Below are 19,609 nucleotides of genomic sequence, written 5' to 3'. Positions count from 1 at the left end.
CGTCCCTGTTTCAGACCGCCGTGCGGCGCATCTCGTCCAGGTAGATTTCCCGCATCCGGCGCGCCACGGGGCCGGGCTTGCCGTCCCCGATGGCCGCGCCGTCCAGGTCCACCACCGGCATCACGAAGGCCGAGGCCGAGGTGATGAAGGCCTCGTCCGCCGCCTTGGCCTCATCCACGGTGAAGCTGCGTTCCTCGACCCCAAGCTGCGCCTCGGCGGCCAGCCGCAGCACCGCGGCGCGGGTGATGCCGTGCAGGATGTCGGTCGAAAGCTGGCGGGTGACGATGGTGCCGTCCTTGACGATATAGACGTTGTTCGAGGTGCCCTCGGTCACGAAGCCGTCCTCGACCATCCAGGCGTCGTCGCAGCCGCGTGCCTTCGCTTCCATCTTGGCCATCGAGGGGTAAAGCAGCTGCACCGTCTTGATGTCGCGGCGCGACCAGCGCAGGTCGGGGACCGTGCAGACGCGCAGCCCGGTTTCCGCCTGCGGATTGGCGGCAAGGCCGGGCTTGGACTGGGTGAACATCACGACCGTGGGTGCGGTGCCTTCCGGCGGATAGGCGAAGTCGCGGTCGCCCGGATTGCCGCGCGTCACCTGCAGATAGACCAGCCCTTCGGCGATGCCGTTTTCCGTGACCAGCCGCCGGTGCGCTTCCAGCCATTCCGCGTCGGTCATCGGCGGGGTGATCCCCAGTTCAGCCAGCGAACGCGCCAGCCGTTTCATATGACCGTCAAAGTCCAGAAGCCTGCCGTCCAGCACGCTGACGACCTCGTAGACGCCGTCGGCCATCAGGAAGCCGCGGTCGAAGATCGAGACGGTGGCCTGTTCCTCGGGCAGGTAGCGGCCATTGACAAGGACGGTGCGGGACATCGTGTTCTCCGGAATGTGGCGGATCGGTTGTGCGCCAATGCGCGGATGCGTTCAATGCACCTTCCCCGTGCATCCGCAGAAAGGCTTGCTGCAACTGCGGCAACAATCTATCACGCCTGCAACACGCCACGAAACATCATTGCACGAGGTCTCATGTCCTTCCGGCTGCAACCCGCTGCGCCTGCCCGTCTGAACCGCTGCCAGCTCTTCGGCCCCGGCTCGCGCACCCAGCTTTTCGAGAAGATGGCGGCTTCGGGGGCCGATGTCATCAACCTCGACCTTGAGGATTCGGTCGCCCCGGATGACAAGGACCGGGCGCGGAAGAACGTGATCCAGGCGATCGGCGACGTGGACTGGGGCAACAAGACCCTGTCGGTGCGCATCAACGGACTGGACACGCCCTACTGGTACCGCGACGTGGTGGACCTGCTGGAACAGGCCTCCGACCGGCTGGATTCGATCATGATCCCCAAGGTCGGCAATGCCGCCGACATCTATGCGGTGGACGCGCTGGTGACGGCGGTGGAACGCGCCAAGAACCGCCAGAAGCCGCTGGGCTTCGAGGTCATCATCGAATCGGCCGCCGGCATCACCCATGTCGCGGAGATCGCCGCCGCCAGCCCCCGCCTGCAGGCGATGAGCCTGGGCGCCGCCGATTTCGCGGCCAGCATGGGCATGGCCACGACCGGCATCGGCGGGACGCAGGAAAACTACTACATGGCCCATGAGGGCCAGAAATACTGGGCCGACCCGTGGCACTGGGCGCAGGCCGCGATCGTCGCCGCCTGCCGGACCCATGGGGTGCTGCCGGTGGACGGCCCTTATGGCGATTTCAGCGACCAGGAGGGTTTCCGCGCCCAGGCGCTGCGCTCGGCCACGCTGGGCATGGTCGGCAAATGGGCGATCCACCCCACCCAGGTCGCGCTGGCCAACGAGATCTTCTCGCCTTCAGAAAAGGCCGTGACCGAGGCGCGCGAGATCCTCGCAGCCATGGAGGACGCGCAGAAATCCGGTGCCGGCGCCGCGGTATACAAAGGTAGACTGGTTGACATCGCGTCAATTCGTCAGGCACAAGTGATCGTGCGCCAGGCAGAACTGATCACTGCCGAGGCACAACGCTGACGCAAACGGACCCGGACGGCTCGGCGGGGAGGCCAGCCGTCTTCGGGGGAGGAGCGACAGGCCCCGTCCCATGCGGGGCCTGTCTCTGTTTGGACGGGCTGCCGAGGTTGTCAGAAATCGAACAGGTCGCCCAAGAAGGATTCGCGGCGTTTGGGTTTGCGGCCATGACGATGATCGTCGTCGTAATCATCATGATCCCGCCGCCGATCACGCTCCTCGGAGCGATGGCTGTCCTGCCGCTCATGGCCGGATTGCGGCGATCCCTGCAGATCGGGGGCCGCAGTGGGCTGGCCGACAGGGGGTAGAGGAGGCATCGACATGGCGGCGCGGTCGATGATCTTGTCCAGTTCCCCGCGATCCAGCCAGACGCCGCGGCATCTGGGGCAATAATCGATCTCGACACCGCTGCGATCGGACATCACCAGCGTCTCGCCATCCACCGGGCATTTCATCCGAGGTCTCCTCTGGTCCCTGCCTTTTGAAGTAAGCGGCGCGAGGCTGAACGCAATGGGCAGGCAGCAACACGTCCGGGTGATTGCTTTCGGGTTGAAAGATCCGGGCAGGTGGGCTTCGGGGAACAGCCGGCCGCACTGTGTTCAGCCGGGAAGGCTACGGCAGGGGTTGAAAGGCCCGAGGGATCAATCCCCCAGGCAGCCTTGCGGCAAGCTCTTATGTCGCGGTCTGCCATCCCGCCGGGATCACCGGGGTCGCCGCGACCAGCCTGCGGGTCACGGGATGGCGAGGGGCGGACAAGATGCGCCCGGTCGGGCCTTCCTCGACCACGCGGCCCTGGTCCATCACCAGCACCCGGTCAGTGATCGCGCGCACCACCGACAGGTCGTGGCTGATGAACAGCCAGGACAGCCCATGCCGCTGCCGCAGCCGCGCGAGCAGGTCCAGCACCCGGGCGCGCACCTGCACGTCCAGCGCGCTGACCGCTTCGTCCAGCACGATCAGGCGGGGCTGGATGATGAGCGCGCGCGCGATGGCGATGCGCTGGCGCTGGCCGCCCGAGAATTCGTGGATATGACGGCGCATGGCATCCGGCTCGATGCCTACCTCGGCCAGCGCCGCGGCCACGCGGTCGCGCCAGTCGGCCGGGCGGCCCGTCAGGTGGAAAGGCTCGGCCACCAGCCGGTCCACCGTCCAGCGCGGGTCGAAGCTGGAAAACGGGTCCTGGAACACCGCCTGCACCTGCGCCCGTTGCGCCTTGGGCATCCCCGGCCCGACCGCCGCGCCCCCCAGCCGGACCCGGCCGCCCTGCAGGGCATCCAGCCCCATGACCGCGCGGGCGAGCGTCGATTTCCCGCAGCCCGATTCGCCCACCAGCCCGACCGATTCGCCTTGCGCGATGGTCAGGCTGACGCCCTCCACTGCCCGCAGAACGGGACGCGGGGCGAAAAGTGCCGTGCGGGGCAGGCGATATTCGCGCAGCGCGCCCTCGACCTGCAGGATCGGCGGGCCTTGCACCCGCGCCCCTGTCTCGGCGGGAACATGGCTGGCCGCAGCGAACAGCGCGCGGGTATAGGGGTGGCGGCGCGAGCGGAAGACCTCGGCCGTGGCCCCGGCCTCCACGATCCGGCCCTGCTGCATCACCGCCACGCGGTCGGCGATGCCCGAGACGACCGCAAGGTCATGGGTGATGAGCAGTAGCGCCATGCCCTCGTCCCGCACCAGCCCGCGCAGCAGGTTCAGGATCTGCGCCTGCGTGGTCACATCCAGCGCGGTGGTCGGCTCGTCGGCGATCAGCAGGTCGGGGGCCTCGGCGATGGCCATGGCGATGGCAACGCGCTGGCGCTGGCCGCCCGACAGTTGGTGCGGGTAAAGCCCCATGGGAAAGCGGGCGGCGGGCAGGCCCACGCGGTCCAGCCTTTCGCGGGCGCGGGCCAGCGCCTCGGCCCGGCCCAGGCGGCGGAAGCTTTCGGCCACCTGCTCGCCGATGGTCATCAGCGGGTTCAGCGCCGTCATCGGCTCCTGGAAGATCATGGCGATGCGGCGGCCCCGCAGCGCGTCCATCGCCCGTTCCGGCAGGTCGAGCAGGTTGCGCCCGGCCAGATCCACCCGCCCGCCCGTCTGCGCGCCCTCGGGCAGCAGCCCGATGGCCGCCAGCGCCGTCATCGACTTGCCCGAGCCGCTTTCGCCGACCAGCCCCGTGACCTTGCCTGCCTCCAGCGGCAGGGTCACGTCCGTCACCACCTCCCGTCCGGCGATGGTGATGCACAGGTTCTTCAGCGCGATCATGTCAGCCGCGCCTTGAGCCTCGGGTCCAGCGCGTCGCGCAAGCCGTCGCCCAGCAGGTTCAGCCCCAGCACCGTCAGCAGGATCGCCAGCCCCGGCACGATCGCGACATGGGGGGCGATCGTCACCATCGTCTGCGCCTCGGCCAGCATCCGCCCCCAGCTTGGCGTCGGCGGCTGCGCGCCAAGGCCGACGTAGGAGAGCCCGGCTTCCGCCAGTATCCCCAGCGCGAACTGGATCGTCCCCTGCACGATCAGCAGGCTCGCGAGGTTCGGCAGGATATGTTCCACGCTGATCCGCGCCGGTCCCTTGCCCGCAACCTCGGCCGCGCGGATGTAGTCGAGCGTCCACAAGGGCAGGGCCCCCCCTCGGGTCACGCGGGCGAAGACGGGGATGTTGAAGATGCCGATGGCGAGCATGGCATTCCCCGCCGATGGCCCCAGCGCGGCGGTGATCAGGATCGCCGTCACCAGCGCCGGAAAGGCGAAGATCAGGTCATTGCCGCGCATGATCGCCTCGTCCAGCCAACCCCCGCGCGAAGCTGCGGCCACCAGCCCCAGCGGCACGCCGATCCCGGCGCCGATCCCGACCGCCACCAGCGCCACGGCCAGCGAGGTCCGCGCCCCGATCATCACCATCGACAGCAGGTCGCGGCCCAGGTGGTCGGTGCCCAGAAGATGGGGGCCGCCGGGCGGGCGCAGGCGGTTCGCCACATCGACCCCGGTCACGTCGAAGGGCGTCCAGACCAGCGAGACCAGCGCCAAGGCCAGCGCCAGCCCTGCCAGCGCCGCGCCCAGGCTCAGGCCCAGCCGGTGGACAAGGACGCTCATCGCCCGCGCAGCCTCGGGTCCACGGCGGCATAGGCCAGATCGACAAGGAAGGTCACAAGGATCACCGCCGCCACCAGCACCAGCACCGCCGACTGCACCACCACCAGGTCCCGCTGGGTGATCGCCTGGAAGATCAGCCGCCCGAGGCCGGGCAGGTAGAAGACGTTCTCGATGATGATCGCGCCCGCCAGCAGGAAGGAAAACTGCATCCCCAGGATCGTCAGCACCGGGATCAGGGCGTTGCGCAGCGCATGGCGGCGCATGACCTGCCCGCGGCTGAGGCCCTTGGCCCGCGCGCTGCGGATATAGTCCTGCGAAAGCGTCTCGATCAGCGCGGACCGCAGCACCCGGGCGAGGATCGCCGCCTGCGGCAGCGCCAGCGCCACGGCTGGCAGGATCAGGGCGCGCAATGCCGCGGGGGGATCGGACCAGCCGGGAAAGCCCCCCGCCGGCAGCCAGCGCAGCTTCACGGCGAAGACCAGCACCAGCAGCATCGCGAACCAGAAGTTCGGCAGGGCGATCCCGATCTGCGCGGCCCCCATCGCCATGGCGTCAGCAGGTTTCCCGCGCCGCCCCGCCGCCAGCATGCCCACCGGCAGCGCAAACGCCACAGCCAGCGCCAGCGCCAGCGCCGCCAGCGGCAGCGAGACCTGCACCCGGTCGAGGATCATCCCCGCCACCGGCGTCTTGTAGGCGAGGCTGGTGCCCAGATCCCCCGTCAGCACGCCCCCCAGCCATTGCGCGTAGCGCACCGGCCAGGGCAGGTTCAGGCCAAGCTGCTCGCGCAGGGCCGCGATGGTTTCAGGCTGCGCGCCGGTGCCGAGGACGAAGACCGCCGGATCGCCCGGCACGAGGTCCACCACCGCGAAGATCACCGCCGAGGCGGCGACCAGCGCTAGGGCCAGCGAGGTGATGCGCCGCGCAAGCAGCCTCATGCGCGGCCTGCCCCGGCCGGGTTCATGAGCCCGGCACCTCGATCTTGCCCAAGAGCGGCGGGTCCCCGGGGGTGATGCTGTGGCGCTCGATCATGCGGTGGACGCGGGGGTCGCCTTGTCCGCGGTGCAGGGCGCGCAGGGCCACCGTCACCTCGTTGTCGGACTTGGTGCGGCGCAGGTTGTGGCGGACGTAATCGTCCCAGGTGGCGAGGTGATAGCTTTCCGACCAGACGCGCGGGTTTTCCAGGTCGCGCAGCAGGGCCCAGTTGCGCGCCCCGTCGCGGCGGCGGATCGCGCGGCGGCGGGCCATCAGGCGCAGGAACTCGGGCGTGTCCTCGGGGTGGATGAGATAGTCGACCATGACCACGATCGGCCCCGACCGCCCGCGCAGGTCCAGCGCAAGCTGCGGCTTGCGGAACTGCCCGGCGGGGTCGAGGTCGAGCTTGCCGAACTCGGGCTGGCTGAACCAGTGCCCGATCACCGCGCCGAAGATCAGCAGCCCCGCGGCCCAGGCCAGCGCCGCATCGACGCCCTGCATGTCCGCCAGCATCCCCCAGAGCCAGCTTCCCGCCGCCATCCCCCCGAAGGTCGCGGTCTGGTAAAGCGCCAGCGCCCGGGCCACGACCCAGCGGGGCGTGGACAATTGCACCGTCACGTTGAACAGCGACAGCGCCAGCACCCAGGACGCGCCCGCCGGCAGCAGCGCCAGCCCCTGCAGGTAGACGTTGTCGGTGGACGCGATCAGCAGGCAGGAGAGCGCGAAGCCCATGAAGGCCACGCGGACCACGTTCTCGTTGTTCATCCGCTCGCGCACGCGGCTGTTCGAGGCAGCCCCGAGGATCGCGCCCAGGCCGTAGCAGCCCAGCAGCAGGCCGAGGGTCAGCGAGCCGCCCTCGGGATGCCCGGTCGCGATCAGGGGCAGAAGCGCAAGGATCGCCACCGCCGAAAAGCCGAACAGCGCGCCCCGCGCCAGCACCCGCATCAGGTTCGGCGACAAGGCGACATAGCGCAGGCCGGCGGCGATGGCCGGGGCCAGCGGCTCGGGCGGGGCGTTGCGGACGCGGGGCGGCGGCTTCCAGCGGATCAGCGCGAACAGCAGCGGGACGTAGCTGAAGGCGTTGACGGCAAAGGCCGCGGCCGCGCCAAAGGCGGCGACGATCAGCCCGCCCGCCGCCGGCCCGACCGAGCGCATCAGGTTGAAGCCGACCGAATTCAGCGTGACCGCCGCCGGCAGGTCCGCGCGCGGGACCAGGTCGCCCATGCTTGCCTGCCAGGGCGGGTTGTAGAGCGCCTGCCCCAACCCGATCAGGAAGGTCAGCGCCAGCAGGCTGTAGGGGTCGAGCCAGCCGTTATTCGCCACCACCGCCAGGAACAGCGACACGCTGGACATGACCCCCAGCGCGATCAGCAGCAGCCTCTTGCGCTCGAAGATGTCGGCCAGCGCGCCCGACAGCAGCGCGAACAGCATGATCGGCAGGGTGTTCGAGGCCTGCACCAGCGCCACCAGCGTGGCGCTGTCGGTCAGTTGCGTCATCATCCAAGCCGCGCCCACCGCCTGCACCAGCCCGCCGAAGTTCGACACCAGCGTCGCCGCCCAGAGGGTACGGAACGCCTTGTGACGGAACGGGGCAAGGGCGGAAGGGCGGGACATCGGGGTCACATTAGCGACGGCGGCGGGAAGGGCAATCGGGCGGGGGGCCTGTCAGGCAGGGAAGCGCGGCTTGACGGCGACGGTTCCGCCGCCATGCTGCGGGCGCTGCCGTGACCCGAGGATGCCCTCATGACCGATCCGCGCCCCATGCCCGCGCCTGACCGCCTTGCCGGGCGCCAGCTTGCATTGCGGGCGATCATGGACGGGCGCGGGCTGGACACGGTGATCCTGTCCTCTCAGCCGAGCCTTGCCCATTACGGGGGGATCGGGGAAGGGGACGCGCCCTGCCTGCTGGTCGTCACGGCGCGCGAGGCGCGGCTGGTACGACCGGGGCACCCGGCCGGGACATGGGCCGAGGCCGCGGCCCTGCTGCCTGACGACTGTGCGCTGGGCCACGAGGATGATGTTCCGGCCGATGCGCTGGAAAGGCTGCGGCGGACCAGGCGGCCCCGGCGGCTGATCTCGATATCCGCCGACATCGCGCGCCAGATCGCGGAAGCATGAAAGACCCCCGCCCGGAAAGGGGCGGGGGTCCGAAACGGCGGCCTTCGGGGGAGGAGCCTGGCCGCCGGACGGCCGCGCGCTCAGCGGCGGCCGGTGAAGAGCGAGACGATCACCAGCAGGATCACCGCGCCGATGGTCGAGAACACGATCGAGCCGAAGAAGCTCGTGCCGCGGACGGTGGCGCCCGTGGCCGGACCTGCCCCGAGGTTCCAGCCCAGCGTCGGGAACAGCCAGCTTGCGAGGACGGCGCCCAGGACGCCCACCACGATGTTCATCAGGGCGCCCTGGCCGTGGCCCTTGACGATCTTGCCGGCAAGCCAGCCGGCGATGGCGCCGATGATGATGGCGACGATGAAGCCCATGTTGTTCCCTTTCCAGATGCGGCGGGGCTGGTGCAGCCGCCGGATGTCCCCCGAACGTCGATCCGGCCGCGGGGTTCCGGGGCAGGACGGGCGGCTGCTGCGCTGTGCCATGTCGGCCACGGATCACGGCGTGATCAAAAGATCGCGGGCGCGGCAAATATGCCACAGACAGGTGGCGACTCCCCGGCGTTTCTTGACGTATGGGCATGAACTCAGACCTATGGACCGATCGGACCGGCTTGCGGCCTCTTGCCGGGATTCGTGCCGTCCACCCTGCCAACCTCCGGCCGCCGCGGGGCATCCCGTGCGCGGTCATGCGTGAAGGAAACCCTTGATGCGTCTCGCCTCTGCCGCGCTGCTGGCATGTGCCCTAGGCCTTGCCGCCTGTGGCCCCGACAACCGGGCCGCGCAGGCCCCTGACACCAGCAACTTCGTTCCCCAGGCCTATCAGGCGCGCGTCGACCGCGGCCCCAACGGCGAGCCGCTGGACATCCCGGCGATCAAGCCCGCCTACCTGCGCGAGCGCAACGTGCGGACCGTCGTCCCCTATAACGGTCCCGAGGCGCCCGGCACGGTCGTGGTCGATCCCTATGCGCGTTTCCTTTATCTGGTCGAGGATGGCGGCATGGCCACCCGCGTCGGCATCGCCGTCGGCCGCGCGGGCGTCGGCTACGCCGGCACCGCGACCATCCGGCGCAAGGCACAGTGGCCGTCCTGGACGCCGACCGCGAACATGGTCGCGACCGAGCCCGAGCTTTACGCCCAGTTCCGGGGCGGCGTGCCGGGCGGCGTCGGCAACCCGCTGGGGTCGCGGGCGCTGTATCTCTACGAAGGCAGCCGCGACACCATGTACCGCATCCACGGGACCATGGACCCCTCGTCTGTCGGCAAGGCGACTTCGGCGGGCTGCATCCGGCTGTTCAACCAGGACATCATGGACCTGTACGACCGCATCCCGATGGGCACGACCGTCAAGGTCCGCACCGAGGCCGAATCGCGGGCGCTGGAAGGCCCGCTGCGCCAGACCCCCGACGGCTATCTGGAACCGGCGCAGTCCGTCGCCGCCGTCGTCCAGCCCGTAACCGTTGCCCCTCAGCCCGTGGTTGTGGCTTCCCAGCCCGTTGCGGTGGCCGCCCAGCCGGTCGCGCCGCCTGCCGCACCCCTGGTCGAAAGCGCCGTCCCGCGCCGCCGCTTCTGAGAGTTGGCGGAATTTGAGGCAAAGCCCGGCCCCTGCGCCGGGCTTTTCCTGTTGCGCTGTCCGGGATCTTGCGGGAACCTGCCGCCAAAACAGACAATTGCGGCGACCGCCTTTCCCCTGCGCGAGGATGACCATGGCCAAGACCCCGACCCCGGAAGCAAGCGGCGATGACGAGGCCTCGGCCGATGAAGGTCTTGTCGGGAAAAGCCGCCCCCCGGCCCTGGAAAAGCACGCCGACCGCACGCTGAAGTCCCTGGCCCGGCGGATCGAGGAAGCCCGCGATGCCGCCCGCGACCGGGACGACGAACAGGGCGCCCGGCAGCTTGGCGGCGCGCTGCGGCGGGTGCGGGCCGAGGTCCGCCGCCGCAGCGAGGCCGGGTCGGGGGATGACCCGCCGGAACAGCCGGCGGCTGCGGAAGCCACCCCGGCGCCGAAGGTGGCGCGTCCGGCACGGGCGCCGGGCGTGCGCGCCGGTCGCCCCGGTCCGCGCAAGCCGCAGAAACCCGGCCGGGTGAAGGCTGGCGAATCCATCCCCGCCCCGGTGCCGCAGGCCGGCCCCGACAGCGCCGCCGCTGATCCCGCCGCATCCGCCCCGGTGCCGCTGACCCCCCCGCGCCGCGAGGCCGCCGCCCGGCCGAAGCCCTCCAAGGAGGACAAGGCCGAGAAGAAGGCCCGCAAGGAGGCCGAGAAGGCCGAGCGCAAGCGCGTCAAGGAAGCCGAGAAGGCCGAGTTGAAAGCCGCCCGCAAGGCCGAGAAGAAGGCTGGCAGGGAGGCCGAGAAGGCCGAACGAAAGGCGAAGAAGGGCAGCGGCAAGCCCGAGGGGACGACGGCCTAGCCTTTCGCCGCGGCGCCGGCTTCCGTCAAAGGTTCACAGGCGCGCGCGCTCTTGCTATCCGGTGGCTTGTCGATTGCAGAGGAAAGACCCGTGCGCCGCTGTTTCCAGCTTGTCGTGATCGCGGCTCTGGCCGCAGCCCCCGTTCTTGCCGAGGATGCGCCCGCCGCTGCCGTGACGGTGATCGCGGCGGCCGATGCGCAGGCGCCGCTGTCCGATGCCGCCACGGACACCGTCGCCTCTGATGCGCCGGTCCTGTCGGACAGCCCGGTGCCTGATGCCGCCGCCGCCGCGGTGCCCGCCGCCCCGGCCGAAAGCCCCGACGTGCCGCCGCTGACCGACCCCGTGGCCCTGATCGGTCCGCCCATGCCTGCACCTGACACAAAAGACCGCCGCTGCACGGCGGACGGGCGCAGCTGCATCGCCGTCGCGACCTATGTCGCCGATGTCTGTTCCACGATCGAGAAGGCCGCGGGCGAGAACCGCCTGGACCCCAACTTCCTCGCCCGGCTGCTCTGGAAGGAAAGCCTGTTCGAGCCCGAGGCGGTATCTCCCGCGGGCGCGTTGGGCATCGCCCAGTTCATGCCGGGAACGGCGCGCATCCGCAAGCTGGACGACCCGATGAACCCGGCCAAGGCCATCCATGCCTCGGCCGACTATCTGCGCCATCTGATCGACGGCTTCGGCAACATGGGGCTGGCCGCCGTGGCCTATAACGGCGGCGAGGGGCGGGCCTCGAGTTTTTCCAAGGGCAGCGATTCCCTGCCCTACGAGACGCGGGACTATGTCGAGGCGATCACCGGCTTCAACGCCTGGAAATGGCGCGACGACCCGCCGGCGCAGATCGACGTGCGGCTGGACAAGGACAAGCCCTTTGGCGACGCCTGCGTGCAACTGGCCGCGAACCGGACGCTCAAGGAGTTCTCGGCCCCCCAGCGCAGCTTCCCCTGGGGCGTGATCCTTGCCTCGCATCCCCGGCAGTCGGGCGTGCAGCAGCATGTCGAGCGGCTGAACAGCAGGCTGCGCCCGATCCTGGGCGGCAAGCGGATCACCACGGTCCGCAAGACCATGTCGGGCAGCGGCAAGCGGGTCTACACGGCGCAGGTCGGCTATTCCTCGCGCAACGAGGCCAATGCCTTCTGCAGCCAGTTCCGCGCGCTCGGCGGCCGCTGCATCGTGCTGAAGAACTGAGGGGGAGGTGCGTGGAAACCACGCACCCTACGGCCCATCCGTTTCCGAACTCGTAGGGTGCGTGCTTTGCACGCACCATCCGCCCCACCTCACTCGATCCAGCGCACCTTTGTCAGGTCATTTGCGGGCGTGGGCGCGTTCTGCCACAACCCCTCGATCCGCGCATCCGCGACGCCGGTCTTGACAAGCTGGAACAGGAAGGCGGCGGGGTTGTCCTCGGCCAGCATCTCCTGCGCCTGTTTCAGCAGGGCGCTGCGTTCGGCCGGATCGGTCGAGGCGGTGAAGCGGCCGATCACGTCGTGGTAGGCCGGGTTGTCATAGCCGATGTAATAGCCTTCGCGGGCGTAGATATCGATGTCCATGGGCTCGACATGGCTGATGATGGTCAGGTCGAAATCGGCGCCCCGGAAGACCGTTTCCAGCCATTGCGCCCATTCCATGTTGGTGATCCGCGTCTCGATCCCGACCGCGCGCAACTGCGCGGCCACGATCTCTCCGCCCCGGCGGGCATAGGGCGGGGGCGGCAGCGCCAGCCGCAGGGTCAGCCCCGAGACCCCCGCCTCGGCCAGCAGTTCGCGGGCGCGGTCCGGGTCATGGGGCGAGCGGTCCAGCAGGTCCACATGATCGGGGTGATGCGGCGCGAAATGGCTGCCGATGGGGATGCCGTGGCCGAACATCGCCCCGTCGATGATGGCCTGCCGGTCGATGGCCAGCGCGATGGCCTTGCGGACCCGCGCGTCGTTCAGGGGCGCATGGCGGTTGTTCATGGACAGGATCGTCTCGCCCTCGGTGGTGCCGACGATCACCCTGAAGCGGGGATCGGCCGCAAGCTGGGGCAGGGTTTCCGGGGCAGGATAGATCGGGAATGCGTCCACGTCGCCCGCCATCATCGCCGCGAAGGCCGCCGTCGGGTCCGGGATGAAGCGGAAGGTGGCCGAGCGTAGCGCGGGCTTGTCGCCCCAGTAGCCGTCGAACGCTTCCAGCGTGATGTGGTCGCCCTGCGTCCATTCGCCGAGGCGGAACGGCCCGGTGCCGACCGGCGCGGTCGCGGCCTGCGCGGCCGAGGCCGGGTCCAGGATCACCGCGTCGCCCCAGGCCATCTTCCACGGAAAGCTGCCGTCCGGCCCGTCCAGCGTCACCCGCACCAGGTTGGGCGCCACCGCCTCGACCCCGGTGATCCCCGCGAAGAGCTGCTTCTGGGCATTGGTCGAATCCTCGCCCCGCGCCCGGTCGAGCGAGAAGACCACGTCCGAGGCGTCGAACGCCGCGCCGTCATGAAAGGTGACGCCCTGCCGCAGCCTGAATTCATAGACCGTCCCGTTCTCGCTGGCTTCCCATTCCGAGGCGAGGCCGGGGACGACCGTGCCGTCGGGGGCAAAGCGGGTCAGCCCCTCGAAGAGGTTGGCATAGACCACCTCGTCGATGGCGGCGGCAGCATTGGCGGTCGGGTCCAGCCCCGGCGGCTCCAGCACCATGCCCAGCCGGATGGTGTCGGTCGCGGCCAGCGCCGGCGCGGCGATCAGGGCAAGGGCGGCGGGCAGCAGGCGGTCGAGCATGAGCGTTCCCCTGTGACGAAGCGTGGCCCGGACAGTAGGGGCGCGGCCGCCCCCCGATCAAGCGCGCAGGCGCTTGCGCGGCGGGATCACCTGCTGCAGGGGTCCGGCCAGAAGCAGCCAGACCGAGCTGACGACCAGCCCCCACAGCGCCCAGCTTTGCGGGTGGAAGCCGACAGCGATGGCCCAGATGGCAAAGACCACCCAGGCCGCCATCATCGGCAGCGACACTGCCCGCCAGCGCGCCGTGCGGACGGGGTGGATGAACTTGACCGGGATGAACATCGCCGCCGTCAGCAGGATCACCACCGCCAAGATTACCCAGTAGGACGGTTTCAGCGCGAACAGCACCAGCACCACCATGTTCCAGCAGGCCGGGAAGCCGGCAAAGCTGTTGTCCCGGGTCTTCATCCGGGTGTCGGCCATGTAGAGGATCGAGCCGTAGACGATGGCGATGGTGCAGACCCAGCCGGTCCAGCCCGGCAGCAGTCCCGACTGGAACAGCGCGAAGGCGGGAATGAAGATCCAGGTCAGGTAATCGACCATCAGGTCCATCACCACGCCGTCATGGGTGGGCCAGTTGGCCTTTACCCCGTACCGGCGGGCCAGCGGGCCGTCCACGCCGTCCACCACCATCGCCACGACCAGCCAGACGAACATGGCGGACCATTTCCCGTCCGCCGCGGCCAGCATCGCCAGGATTGCCCAGATGGCCCCGGTAGCCGTGAGAAGATGGACCGAAAAGGCCTTGAGACGCAAGATCATGGGGCTTTGTGGCACCGGGCGGCGGGTCATGCAACCGGATCACGCGGGCGGAATCGGCAGGGCCGAAGTCGCCTTCATCTCCTCCATCGACAGAAGGGCGGTCACGTTCTGGATGCGGACCTCGGAAATCAGCGACTGGTAGAAGCGGTCATAGGCCCGCGCGTTCCGGACCACGACCTTTAGGATATAGTCGATGTCGCCCGCCAGCCGGTGCGCCTCGATCACCTCGGGGCGGGCACGGACGGCGGCCATGAAGCGCCCCGCCCATTCGGCGTCATGTTCCGTGGTGCGGATCAGGACGAAGAAGCAGGCTTCCAGCCCCAGCGCCTCGGCATCCAGCAGGGCGACCTGCGCGCGGATCACGCCCTGCTCGCGCATCCGCCGGATGCGGTTCCAGACCGGCGTGCGCGACGCGCCGACGCGGGTGGCGATCTCCTCCAGCGGCAGGCTGGCGTCCTGCTGCAGCAGGGACAGTATCTTGCGGTCCAGTTCGTCAAGCCGGACCAGAGTCTGCGTTTTCACGGCCATCAGGACAATCTTCCCGGTTGTTCCGCCTCTTGCCAGTGAGACTGTCCTTATTTCCCCCGCGCTCTGGCCTTTGGCAACATATTTTTCCTATTTTAAGGGCTGCATTACCAAGGCTGCGCCCATGTCCAAGACCTTCGTTCCCTCGCCCCGCACGCCCGCCGTGCTGACCGCCAACAACCTGCTGGACGGGCTGTCCGTCTGGATGTCGGCCGAAGGCTGGACCACGGACCCGCGCGCCGCCACGCTTTACGAGGATGCCGCGACCGCCGAAACCGCGCTGCTGGCCGCGCAGGCGCAGCCCGATCTCGTGGTCGCGCCCTATCTGGTCGAATCGGGCCGCGATGAGGCCGGCCTGCCGATTCCCGTCCATTTCCGCGAGGCCTTCCGCCAGAAAGGCCCCTCGGTCGAGACCAACGCCACCGCCATTTCCGAGGCTGCCCATGCTTGACGCCACCAACGACGACGGCCGCGCCTATCTGCAGCACCGCGCGGCCCAGTTCCGCGCCCAAGTCGCGCGGCGGCTGGACGGCAGCCTGACCGAGGACGAGTTCCGCCCCCTGCGCCTGATGAACGGCGTCTATCTGCAGCTGCACGCCTACATGCTGCGGGTCGCGATCCCCTACGGCACAATCAGCCCGACGCAGATGCGCGGGCTGGCCGACATTGCCGACCGCTGGGACCGCGGCTACGGCCATTTCACCACGCGGCAGAACATCCAGTTCAACTGGGCCAAGCTGGTGGACATCCCCGACATGCTGGACGCGCTGGCCGACGTGGGGCTGCACGCGATCCAGACCTCGGGCAACACCGTCCGCAACGTGACGACCGACGCCTTCGCCGGGGCCGCCGCCGACGAGATCGAGGACCCGCGCCCCTGGGCCGAGCTTCTGCGCTTCTGGTCCACCGACCATGCCGAGTTCCAGTTCCTGCCGCGCAAGTTCAAGATCGCCATCTCGGGCGGCAAGCGCGACCGCGCGGTGATCGCCGCCCATGACATCGGGTTGCGCTTGCGCCGCCAAGACGGCAAGCTGGGTTTTCAGGTCTGGATCGGCGGGGGTCTGGGCCGCACGCCCCTGATCGGCAAGGTCGTGCGCGAATTCCTGCCCGCCGAGGACCTGCTGCCCTACGTCGAGGGGATTCTGGCCGCCTACAACCTCAGCGGCCGGCGCGACAACAAGTACAAGGCGCGGCTGAAGATCACCGTGGCCGAGCGGGGGCTGGACGTCTTGCGCGAGGAGATCGAGGAAGAGTTCCAGCGCCGCCGCGCCGTCTTCCAGGGCCATGACGAGGACCTGCTGGCCCGCCTGCGCGACCGCTTCGCCGCACCCGTCTTCCGCGAGGTGGACGACAGCGCCTATCAGGCCGCGCTTGCCGCGAATGGGGCCTTCCGGTCCTGGATCGACACCAACCTGTCGGAACATCGCACCCCCGGCTATGCCAGCGTCACCGTGACGCTGAAGGCGCCCGGCGCGATTCCGGGCGACTGCACGTCCGCGCAGATGCGCCTGATCGCGGAACTGGCCGAGCGTCATGCCCATGGCGACATCCGCATCGCGCATGACCAGAACATCGTCCTGCCGCATGTGCCCAAGTCGGAACTGCCCGCGCTTTACGCCAGCTTGCGCGAGGCCGGGCTGGCCACGGCCAATGCGGGGCATATCACCGACATCATCTCCTGCCCCGGCATGGACTTCTGCACGCTGGCGACCGCGCGCTCGGTCCCGATCGCGCAGGAGCTGGCGGAGTATGTCCGCGCCCGCGACCTCGACGACGAGATCGGCAAGTTCGACGTTCGCATCTCGGGCTGCATCAACGCCTGCGGCCATCACCATCTTGGGCACGTGGGCATCCTCGGGCTGGACCGGGCGGGGGTCGAGAACTACCAGATCACGCTGGGCGGCGACGGCTACGAGATGCCCGCCATCGGCGAGCGAGCAGGGGCGGGCTTCCCCTATGACCAGGTCGTGCCCGCCATCGGCCGCCTGATCGACGCCTATCTGGAAGTCCGGGAAACGCCCGAGGAACGCTTCATCGACGCCCTGCGGCGGCTGGGGCCTGCGCCCTTCAAGGCGGCGCTGTATCCGGCCGAGGCCAGCCATGCTTGACGCGAACCTCGACAGCCGCGCGGCCACGCTGAACGCGCGCTACCGCAACCACGCGGCGGTGCAGGTGCTGCGCCATGCGCTCTCGGACCCCGACCTTGGCCGGGTGGCGCTGGTGTCCTCCTTCGGGGCGGAATCGGTCGTGCTGCTGCACATGCTGTCGGTGGCATCGCCCGACACGCCGGTGCTGTTCATCGACACCGAGATGCTGTTTCCCGAAACGCTGGACTATCAGCGCGAGATCGCCGGGCGCCTGCCCCTGACCGACATCCGCGTGATCCGCGCCTCGGAGGACGAGATCGCGGCGGTGGACCCCGACGGCACGCTGCACCAGCGCGACACGGATTCCTGCTGCAATGTCCGCAAGGTCGTGCCGCTGGAACGGGCGCTGTCGCAGTTCGACGCCTGGATCACGGGGCGCAAGCGGTTCCAAGGCGGCGAGCGGAAGGAGCTGGACTTCTTCGAACCCGAGCCTCCGCTACGGCTGCGGGTGAACCCGCTGGCGCATTGGCGCCCGCAGGACATCGTGGACTACATGGATGAAAACGCGCTGCCCCGGCATCCGCTGGTGGCCAGGGGCTATCCGTCCATCGGCTGCGCCCCCTGCACCTCGCCCGTGAAGGAAGGCGAGGACCCCCGCTCGGGCCGCTGGCGCGGCTCGGCCAAGACGGAATGCGGTATCCATTTCATCGGCGGCAGGATCGTGCGCGGCCCCGTCGCGCCTGAACCCGAGCCCGAGCCGGAACTTGCGCGGGTTGCCCCCGCCGCCCATCTGCACGTAGTCATGCCCGCCGAGGAAAGCCCCCCCGCAAGCAAGGACCAAGAGATGACCACCGCCGAGCAGACCCAAGCCTCACTCTCTGCCGAAGCCCCGGCAGACGCGCCGGTGCTGGTCCGCGACGATGGCTTTCATCCGCTGGAAGGGCAGCCCGACGTCAGCCTGCCCTCGGATACCGATCCCGACACGCTGGCCGATCACCTGAACGCCGCGATGATCGCGGTCGAGTTCCCGGCGATGACCGACGGGCGCGGCTTCACGCTCGCGCGGCTGCTGCGGGAACTGGGCTACAGGGGCCGCATCCGGGCGACCGGCAGCCTGATCGCCGACCAGTATGCGATGGCCCGCCGCGTCGGCATCGACGAGGTGCAGATCCCCGCCGCCCTCGCCAAGCGGCAGCCGGCGGACCAGTGGCTCGCCCGTGCCGACTGGCGCGAGTGGGACCACAGGTCGCGGCTTGCAGGCTAGTCTCCGCCCGCCCCACGCCCTAGATTATTGCGGACACCCGAAATGACCCTGGATATTCCCTTGGCCGACGCGCCCCTTGCCACCCAGCCCAAATCGACCGCGAACATCCTGCCGGATGCGCAGACCGTCACGGCGGTCCGGCACTGGACGGACTGGCTGTTTTCCTTCCGCGTGACCCGGCCCGCCTCGCTGCGCTTCCGTTCGGGCGAGTTCGTGATGATCGGCCTGCCCGGCGACAACGGCAAGCCGATCCTGCGCGCCTATTCCATCGCCTCGCCCAACTGGGACGAGGAGCTTGAGTTCTACTCGATCAAGGTGCCCGAGGGCCCGCTGACCTCGCGCCTGCAGCACATCAAGCCCGGCGACCAGATCATCCTGCGGCCGAAACCCGTGGGGACGCTGGTCTTGGACGCTTTGCTGCCCGGCAAGCGGCTGTGGTTCCTGGCGACCGGCACCGGCATCGCTCCCTTCGCCAGCCTCATGCGCGACCCCGAAACCTTCGAGCGCTACGAGCAGGTCGTGATGATGCACACCTGCCGCACCGCGGACGAGCTGGAATACGGCCGCGAGCTGGTCGAGAACCTGCGCCACGACGAGCTGCTGACCGAGCTTTACGGCAGCAGCTTTGCCGACCGGCTGCTGTATTATCCGACCACCACGCGCGAGGATTACCCGCACATGGGCCGGATCACCGACAACCTGACCAGCGGCAAGGTCTTCGCCGACCTCGGGCTGCCGGCGATGAACCCGGCCGAGGATCGGGCGATGGTCTGCGGCAGCCTCGCCTTCAACGTGGACGTCAAGGCGGTGCTGGAAGGCTTCGGCCTGCACGAGGGCGCCAACAGCGAGCCGCGCGAGTTCGTGGTGGAAAAGGCCTTCGTCGGCGAGGGCGTCTGATCTCGGCAACTTTTGTTGGAGGGGCAGAACCTTCGTTTCTTTCGGGGTGTTCATCCGAGGCAGATTTTCGCGCCCTCGGAGGAGACCCCATGAAGAAGCTGCTTCTGATCACCGCCTTCAGCCTCGCCAGCGTCGGCATGGCCGCGTCCCAGTCCTCGACCCCGTCGACCGACGGCAGCACGGCGGCCGCGCCCGACAGCGGGACGGCGGCTGCGACGACGACGACCACGGCCGCGGACGGCACTACGACCACCACCACCGCGCCGGCCGCTGACGGCGCGGCCGCCGCCATGCCCGCCATGGCCCCGCAGGAGTTCGTGAACAACGCCGCCAGCGGCGGCATGTTCGAGGTCCAGTCGAGCGAACTGGCGCTGGAACGCAGCCAGACGCCCGCCGTGCAGGAATTCGCCCGGATGATGATCGCCGATCACTCCGCCGCGAACGAGGAACTGAAGGCCATCGCAGAAGGCAAGAGCCTGACCGTGCCGACCGAGATCGCCGGACCGCCGGCCGAGCATATGTCCGCCGTGCAGGCCGCCGAGGGCGGCAGCTTCGACCAGACCTACATGCAGCACCAGGTGCAGGCGCATGAGGAAACGATCATGATGTTCCAGGCCGAGGCCCAGAACGGCAGCGATCCCGACCTGCGCGCTTTCGCCGAAAAGACCCTGCCGGCGCTGAATGCCCATCTTGAGCAAGCTCAGGGCATGATGGCCAACTGAGGCTGTCACGGCCTTGACCTGGGGGCGCCGCAACCGCAGGGTTGGGGGGCGGGTCTGTTGCG

The 19,609-nt window shown here is 69.2% G+C and carries 20 protein-coding genes and 1 pseudogene; 11 read left to right on the top strand and 10 right to left on the bottom strand.

The features are described from left to right. Positions 1-10 precede the first annotated feature (10 nt). Positions 11-871 (bottom strand): D-amino-acid transaminase, encoded by an 861-nt coding sequence (locus Q4F04_RS06755; RefSeq protein WP_303369071.1) that lies wholly within the window; start codon positions 869-871, stop codon positions 11-13. Between the two features lie 153 nt (positions 872-1,024). On the opposite strand from Q4F04_RS06755, the gene Q4F04_RS06750 reads away from it, so the two are divergent. Then, on the top strand, positions 1,025-1,993 hold the full coding sequence (locus Q4F04_RS06750; protein ID WP_303369070.1) for an L-malyl-CoA/beta-methylmalyl-CoA lyase: 969 nt from the start codon (positions 1,025-1,027) through the stop codon (positions 1,991-1,993). Positions 1,994-2,103: 110 nt separating this feature from the next. Here the strand turns inward: Q4F04_RS06750 and Q4F04_RS06745 are convergent, their stop codons facing one another. The 5 genes from Q4F04_RS06745 to Q4F04_RS06725 all read right to left on the bottom strand — a co-directional run bounded on the left by Q4F04_RS06745 (position 2,104) and on the right by Q4F04_RS06725 (position 7,647). Further along, positions 2,104-2,445 (bottom strand): zf-TFIIB domain-containing protein, encoded by a 342-nt coding sequence (locus tag Q4F04_RS06745; protein WP_303369069.1) that lies wholly within the window; start codon positions 2,443-2,445, stop codon positions 2,104-2,106. A 217-nt stretch (positions 2,446-2,662) separates the two neighbouring features. Beyond that, positions 2,663-4,234: an ABC transporter ATP-binding protein gene (locus tag Q4F04_RS06740; protein WP_303369068.1), complete on the bottom strand. Its 1,572-nt coding sequence runs from the start codon at positions 4,232-4,234 to the stop codon at positions 2,663-2,665. Beyond that, entirely contained in the window at positions 4,231-5,061 is an 831-nt protein-coding gene (locus tag Q4F04_RS06735; RefSeq protein ID WP_303369067.1) for an ABC transporter permease, read from the bottom strand. The genes Q4F04_RS06740 and Q4F04_RS06735 overlap by 4 nt, the downstream gene beginning before the upstream one ends. Next, positions 5,058-5,996: an ABC transporter permease gene (locus tag Q4F04_RS06730; protein WP_303369066.1), complete on the bottom strand. Its 939-nt coding sequence runs from the start codon at positions 5,994-5,996 to the stop codon at positions 5,058-5,060. The genes Q4F04_RS06735 and Q4F04_RS06730 overlap by 4 nt, the downstream gene beginning before the upstream one ends. Positions 5,997-6,018: 22 nt before the next feature. Further along, entirely contained in the window at positions 6,019-7,647 is a 1,629-nt protein-coding gene (locus Q4F04_RS06725; protein ID WP_303369065.1) for an MFS transporter, read from the bottom strand. Between the two features lie 129 nt (positions 7,648-7,776). Here Q4F04_RS06725 and Q4F04_RS06720 point away from each other — a divergent pair, with 129 nt between their 5' ends. Further along, positions 7,777-8,151, top strand: coding sequence for a hypothetical protein (locus Q4F04_RS06720; protein ID WP_303369064.1), 375 nt, complete (start codon positions 7,777-7,779; stop codon positions 8,149-8,151). Positions 8,152-8,231: 80 nt separating this feature from the next. Here Q4F04_RS06720 and Q4F04_RS06715 read toward each other — a convergent pair whose 3' ends face one another. After that, positions 8,232-8,513, bottom strand: coding sequence for a GlsB/YeaQ/YmgE family stress response membrane protein (locus Q4F04_RS06715; RefSeq protein WP_303369063.1), 282 nt, complete (start codon positions 8,511-8,513; stop codon positions 8,232-8,234). 334 nt (positions 8,514-8,847) lie between these two features. Here Q4F04_RS06715 and Q4F04_RS06710 point away from each other — a divergent pair, with 334 nt between their 5' ends. The 3 genes from Q4F04_RS06710 (at position 8,848) to Q4F04_RS06700 (ending at position 11,734) form a co-directional block, all read left to right on the top strand. After that, complete coding sequence (locus Q4F04_RS06710; RefSeq protein WP_303369062.1) at positions 8,848-9,711, top strand: L,D-transpeptidase; 864 nt, start codon at positions 8,848-8,850, stop codon at positions 9,709-9,711. Between the two features lie 133 nt (positions 9,712-9,844). Then, a complete protein-coding gene (locus tag Q4F04_RS06705) occupies positions 9,845-10,546 on the top strand; it encodes a hypothetical protein (protein WP_303369061.1) in 702 nt (233 codons plus the stop codon). A gap of 90 nt (positions 10,547-10,636) precedes the next feature. Next, the gene (locus Q4F04_RS06700; RefSeq protein WP_303369060.1) at positions 10,637-11,734 is read left to right on the top strand and encodes a lytic transglycosylase domain-containing protein; all 1,098 of its coding nucleotides are present in this window, start codon (positions 10,637-10,639) and stop codon (positions 11,732-11,734) included. 89 nt (positions 11,735-11,823) lie between these two features. Here Q4F04_RS06700 and Q4F04_RS06695 read toward each other — a convergent pair whose 3' ends face one another. From Q4F04_RS06695 to Q4F04_RS06685, 3 genes are read right to left on the bottom strand one after another with little or no spacing between them, the layout of a single operon-like run. Then, positions 11,824-13,290, bottom strand: coding sequence for an ABC transporter substrate-binding protein (locus tag Q4F04_RS06695; RefSeq protein WP_303369059.1), 1,467 nt, complete (start codon positions 13,288-13,290; stop codon positions 11,824-11,826). A 57-nt stretch (positions 13,291-13,347) separates the two neighbouring features. Beyond that, positions 13,348-14,052 (bottom strand): phosphatidylcholine/phosphatidylserine synthase, encoded by a 705-nt coding sequence (locus Q4F04_RS06690; protein ID WP_303369058.1) that lies wholly within the window; start codon positions 14,050-14,052, stop codon positions 13,348-13,350. Between the two features lie 39 nt (positions 14,053-14,091). Then, entirely contained in the window at positions 14,092-14,580 is a 489-nt protein-coding gene (locus Q4F04_RS06685) for an Lrp/AsnC family transcriptional regulator (RefSeq protein ID WP_303369057.1), read from the bottom strand. Between the two features lie 121 nt (positions 14,581-14,701). Between Q4F04_RS06685 and Q4F04_RS06680 the strand changes: the two genes are divergently transcribed. The 6 genes and pseudogenes from Q4F04_RS06680 to Q4F04_RS06655 all read left to right on the top strand — a co-directional run bounded on the left by Q4F04_RS06680 (position 14,702) and on the right by Q4F04_RS06655 (position 19,547). After that, positions 14,702-15,028: a DUF2849 domain-containing protein gene (locus tag Q4F04_RS06680; protein WP_303369056.1), complete on the top strand. Its 327-nt coding sequence runs from the start codon at positions 14,702-14,704 to the stop codon at positions 15,026-15,028. After that, positions 15,021-16,685, top strand: a complete 1,665-nt coding sequence (locus Q4F04_RS06675; RefSeq protein WP_303369055.1) for a nitrite/sulfite reductase — start codon at positions 15,021-15,023, stop codon at positions 16,683-16,685. The genes Q4F04_RS06680 and Q4F04_RS06675 overlap by 8 nt, the downstream gene beginning before the upstream one ends. Then, positions 16,678-17,400, top strand: a pseudogene (locus Q4F04_RS06670) (phosphoadenylyl-sulfate reductase); the annotation flags it as partial. The gene Q4F04_RS06675 and the pseudogene Q4F04_RS06670, both read left to right, overlap by 8 nt. Before the next feature lie 66 nt (positions 17,401-17,466). Further along, a complete protein-coding gene (locus Q4F04_RS06665; RefSeq protein WP_368660705.1) occupies positions 17,467-17,928 on the top strand; it encodes a DUF934 domain-containing protein in 462 nt (153 codons plus the stop codon). A gap of 42 nt (positions 17,929-17,970) precedes the next feature. After that, the gene (locus Q4F04_RS06660; protein ID WP_303369054.1) at positions 17,971-18,825 is read left to right on the top strand and encodes a ferredoxin--NADP reductase; all 855 of its coding nucleotides are present in this window, start codon (positions 17,971-17,973) and stop codon (positions 18,823-18,825) included. An 89-nt stretch (positions 18,826-18,914) separates the two neighbouring features. After that, entirely contained in the window at positions 18,915-19,547 is a 633-nt protein-coding gene (locus Q4F04_RS06655) for a DUF4142 domain-containing protein (protein WP_303369053.1), read from the top strand. Positions 19,548-19,609 lie beyond the last annotated feature (62 nt).

The organism is Paracoccus sp. (in: a-proteobacteria) (genome assembly GCF_030536915.1).
GTDB lineage: Bacteria > Pseudomonadota > Alphaproteobacteria > Rhodobacterales > Rhodobacteraceae > Paracoccus.
This window is presented reverse-complemented; position numbering and strand designations above follow the sequence as displayed.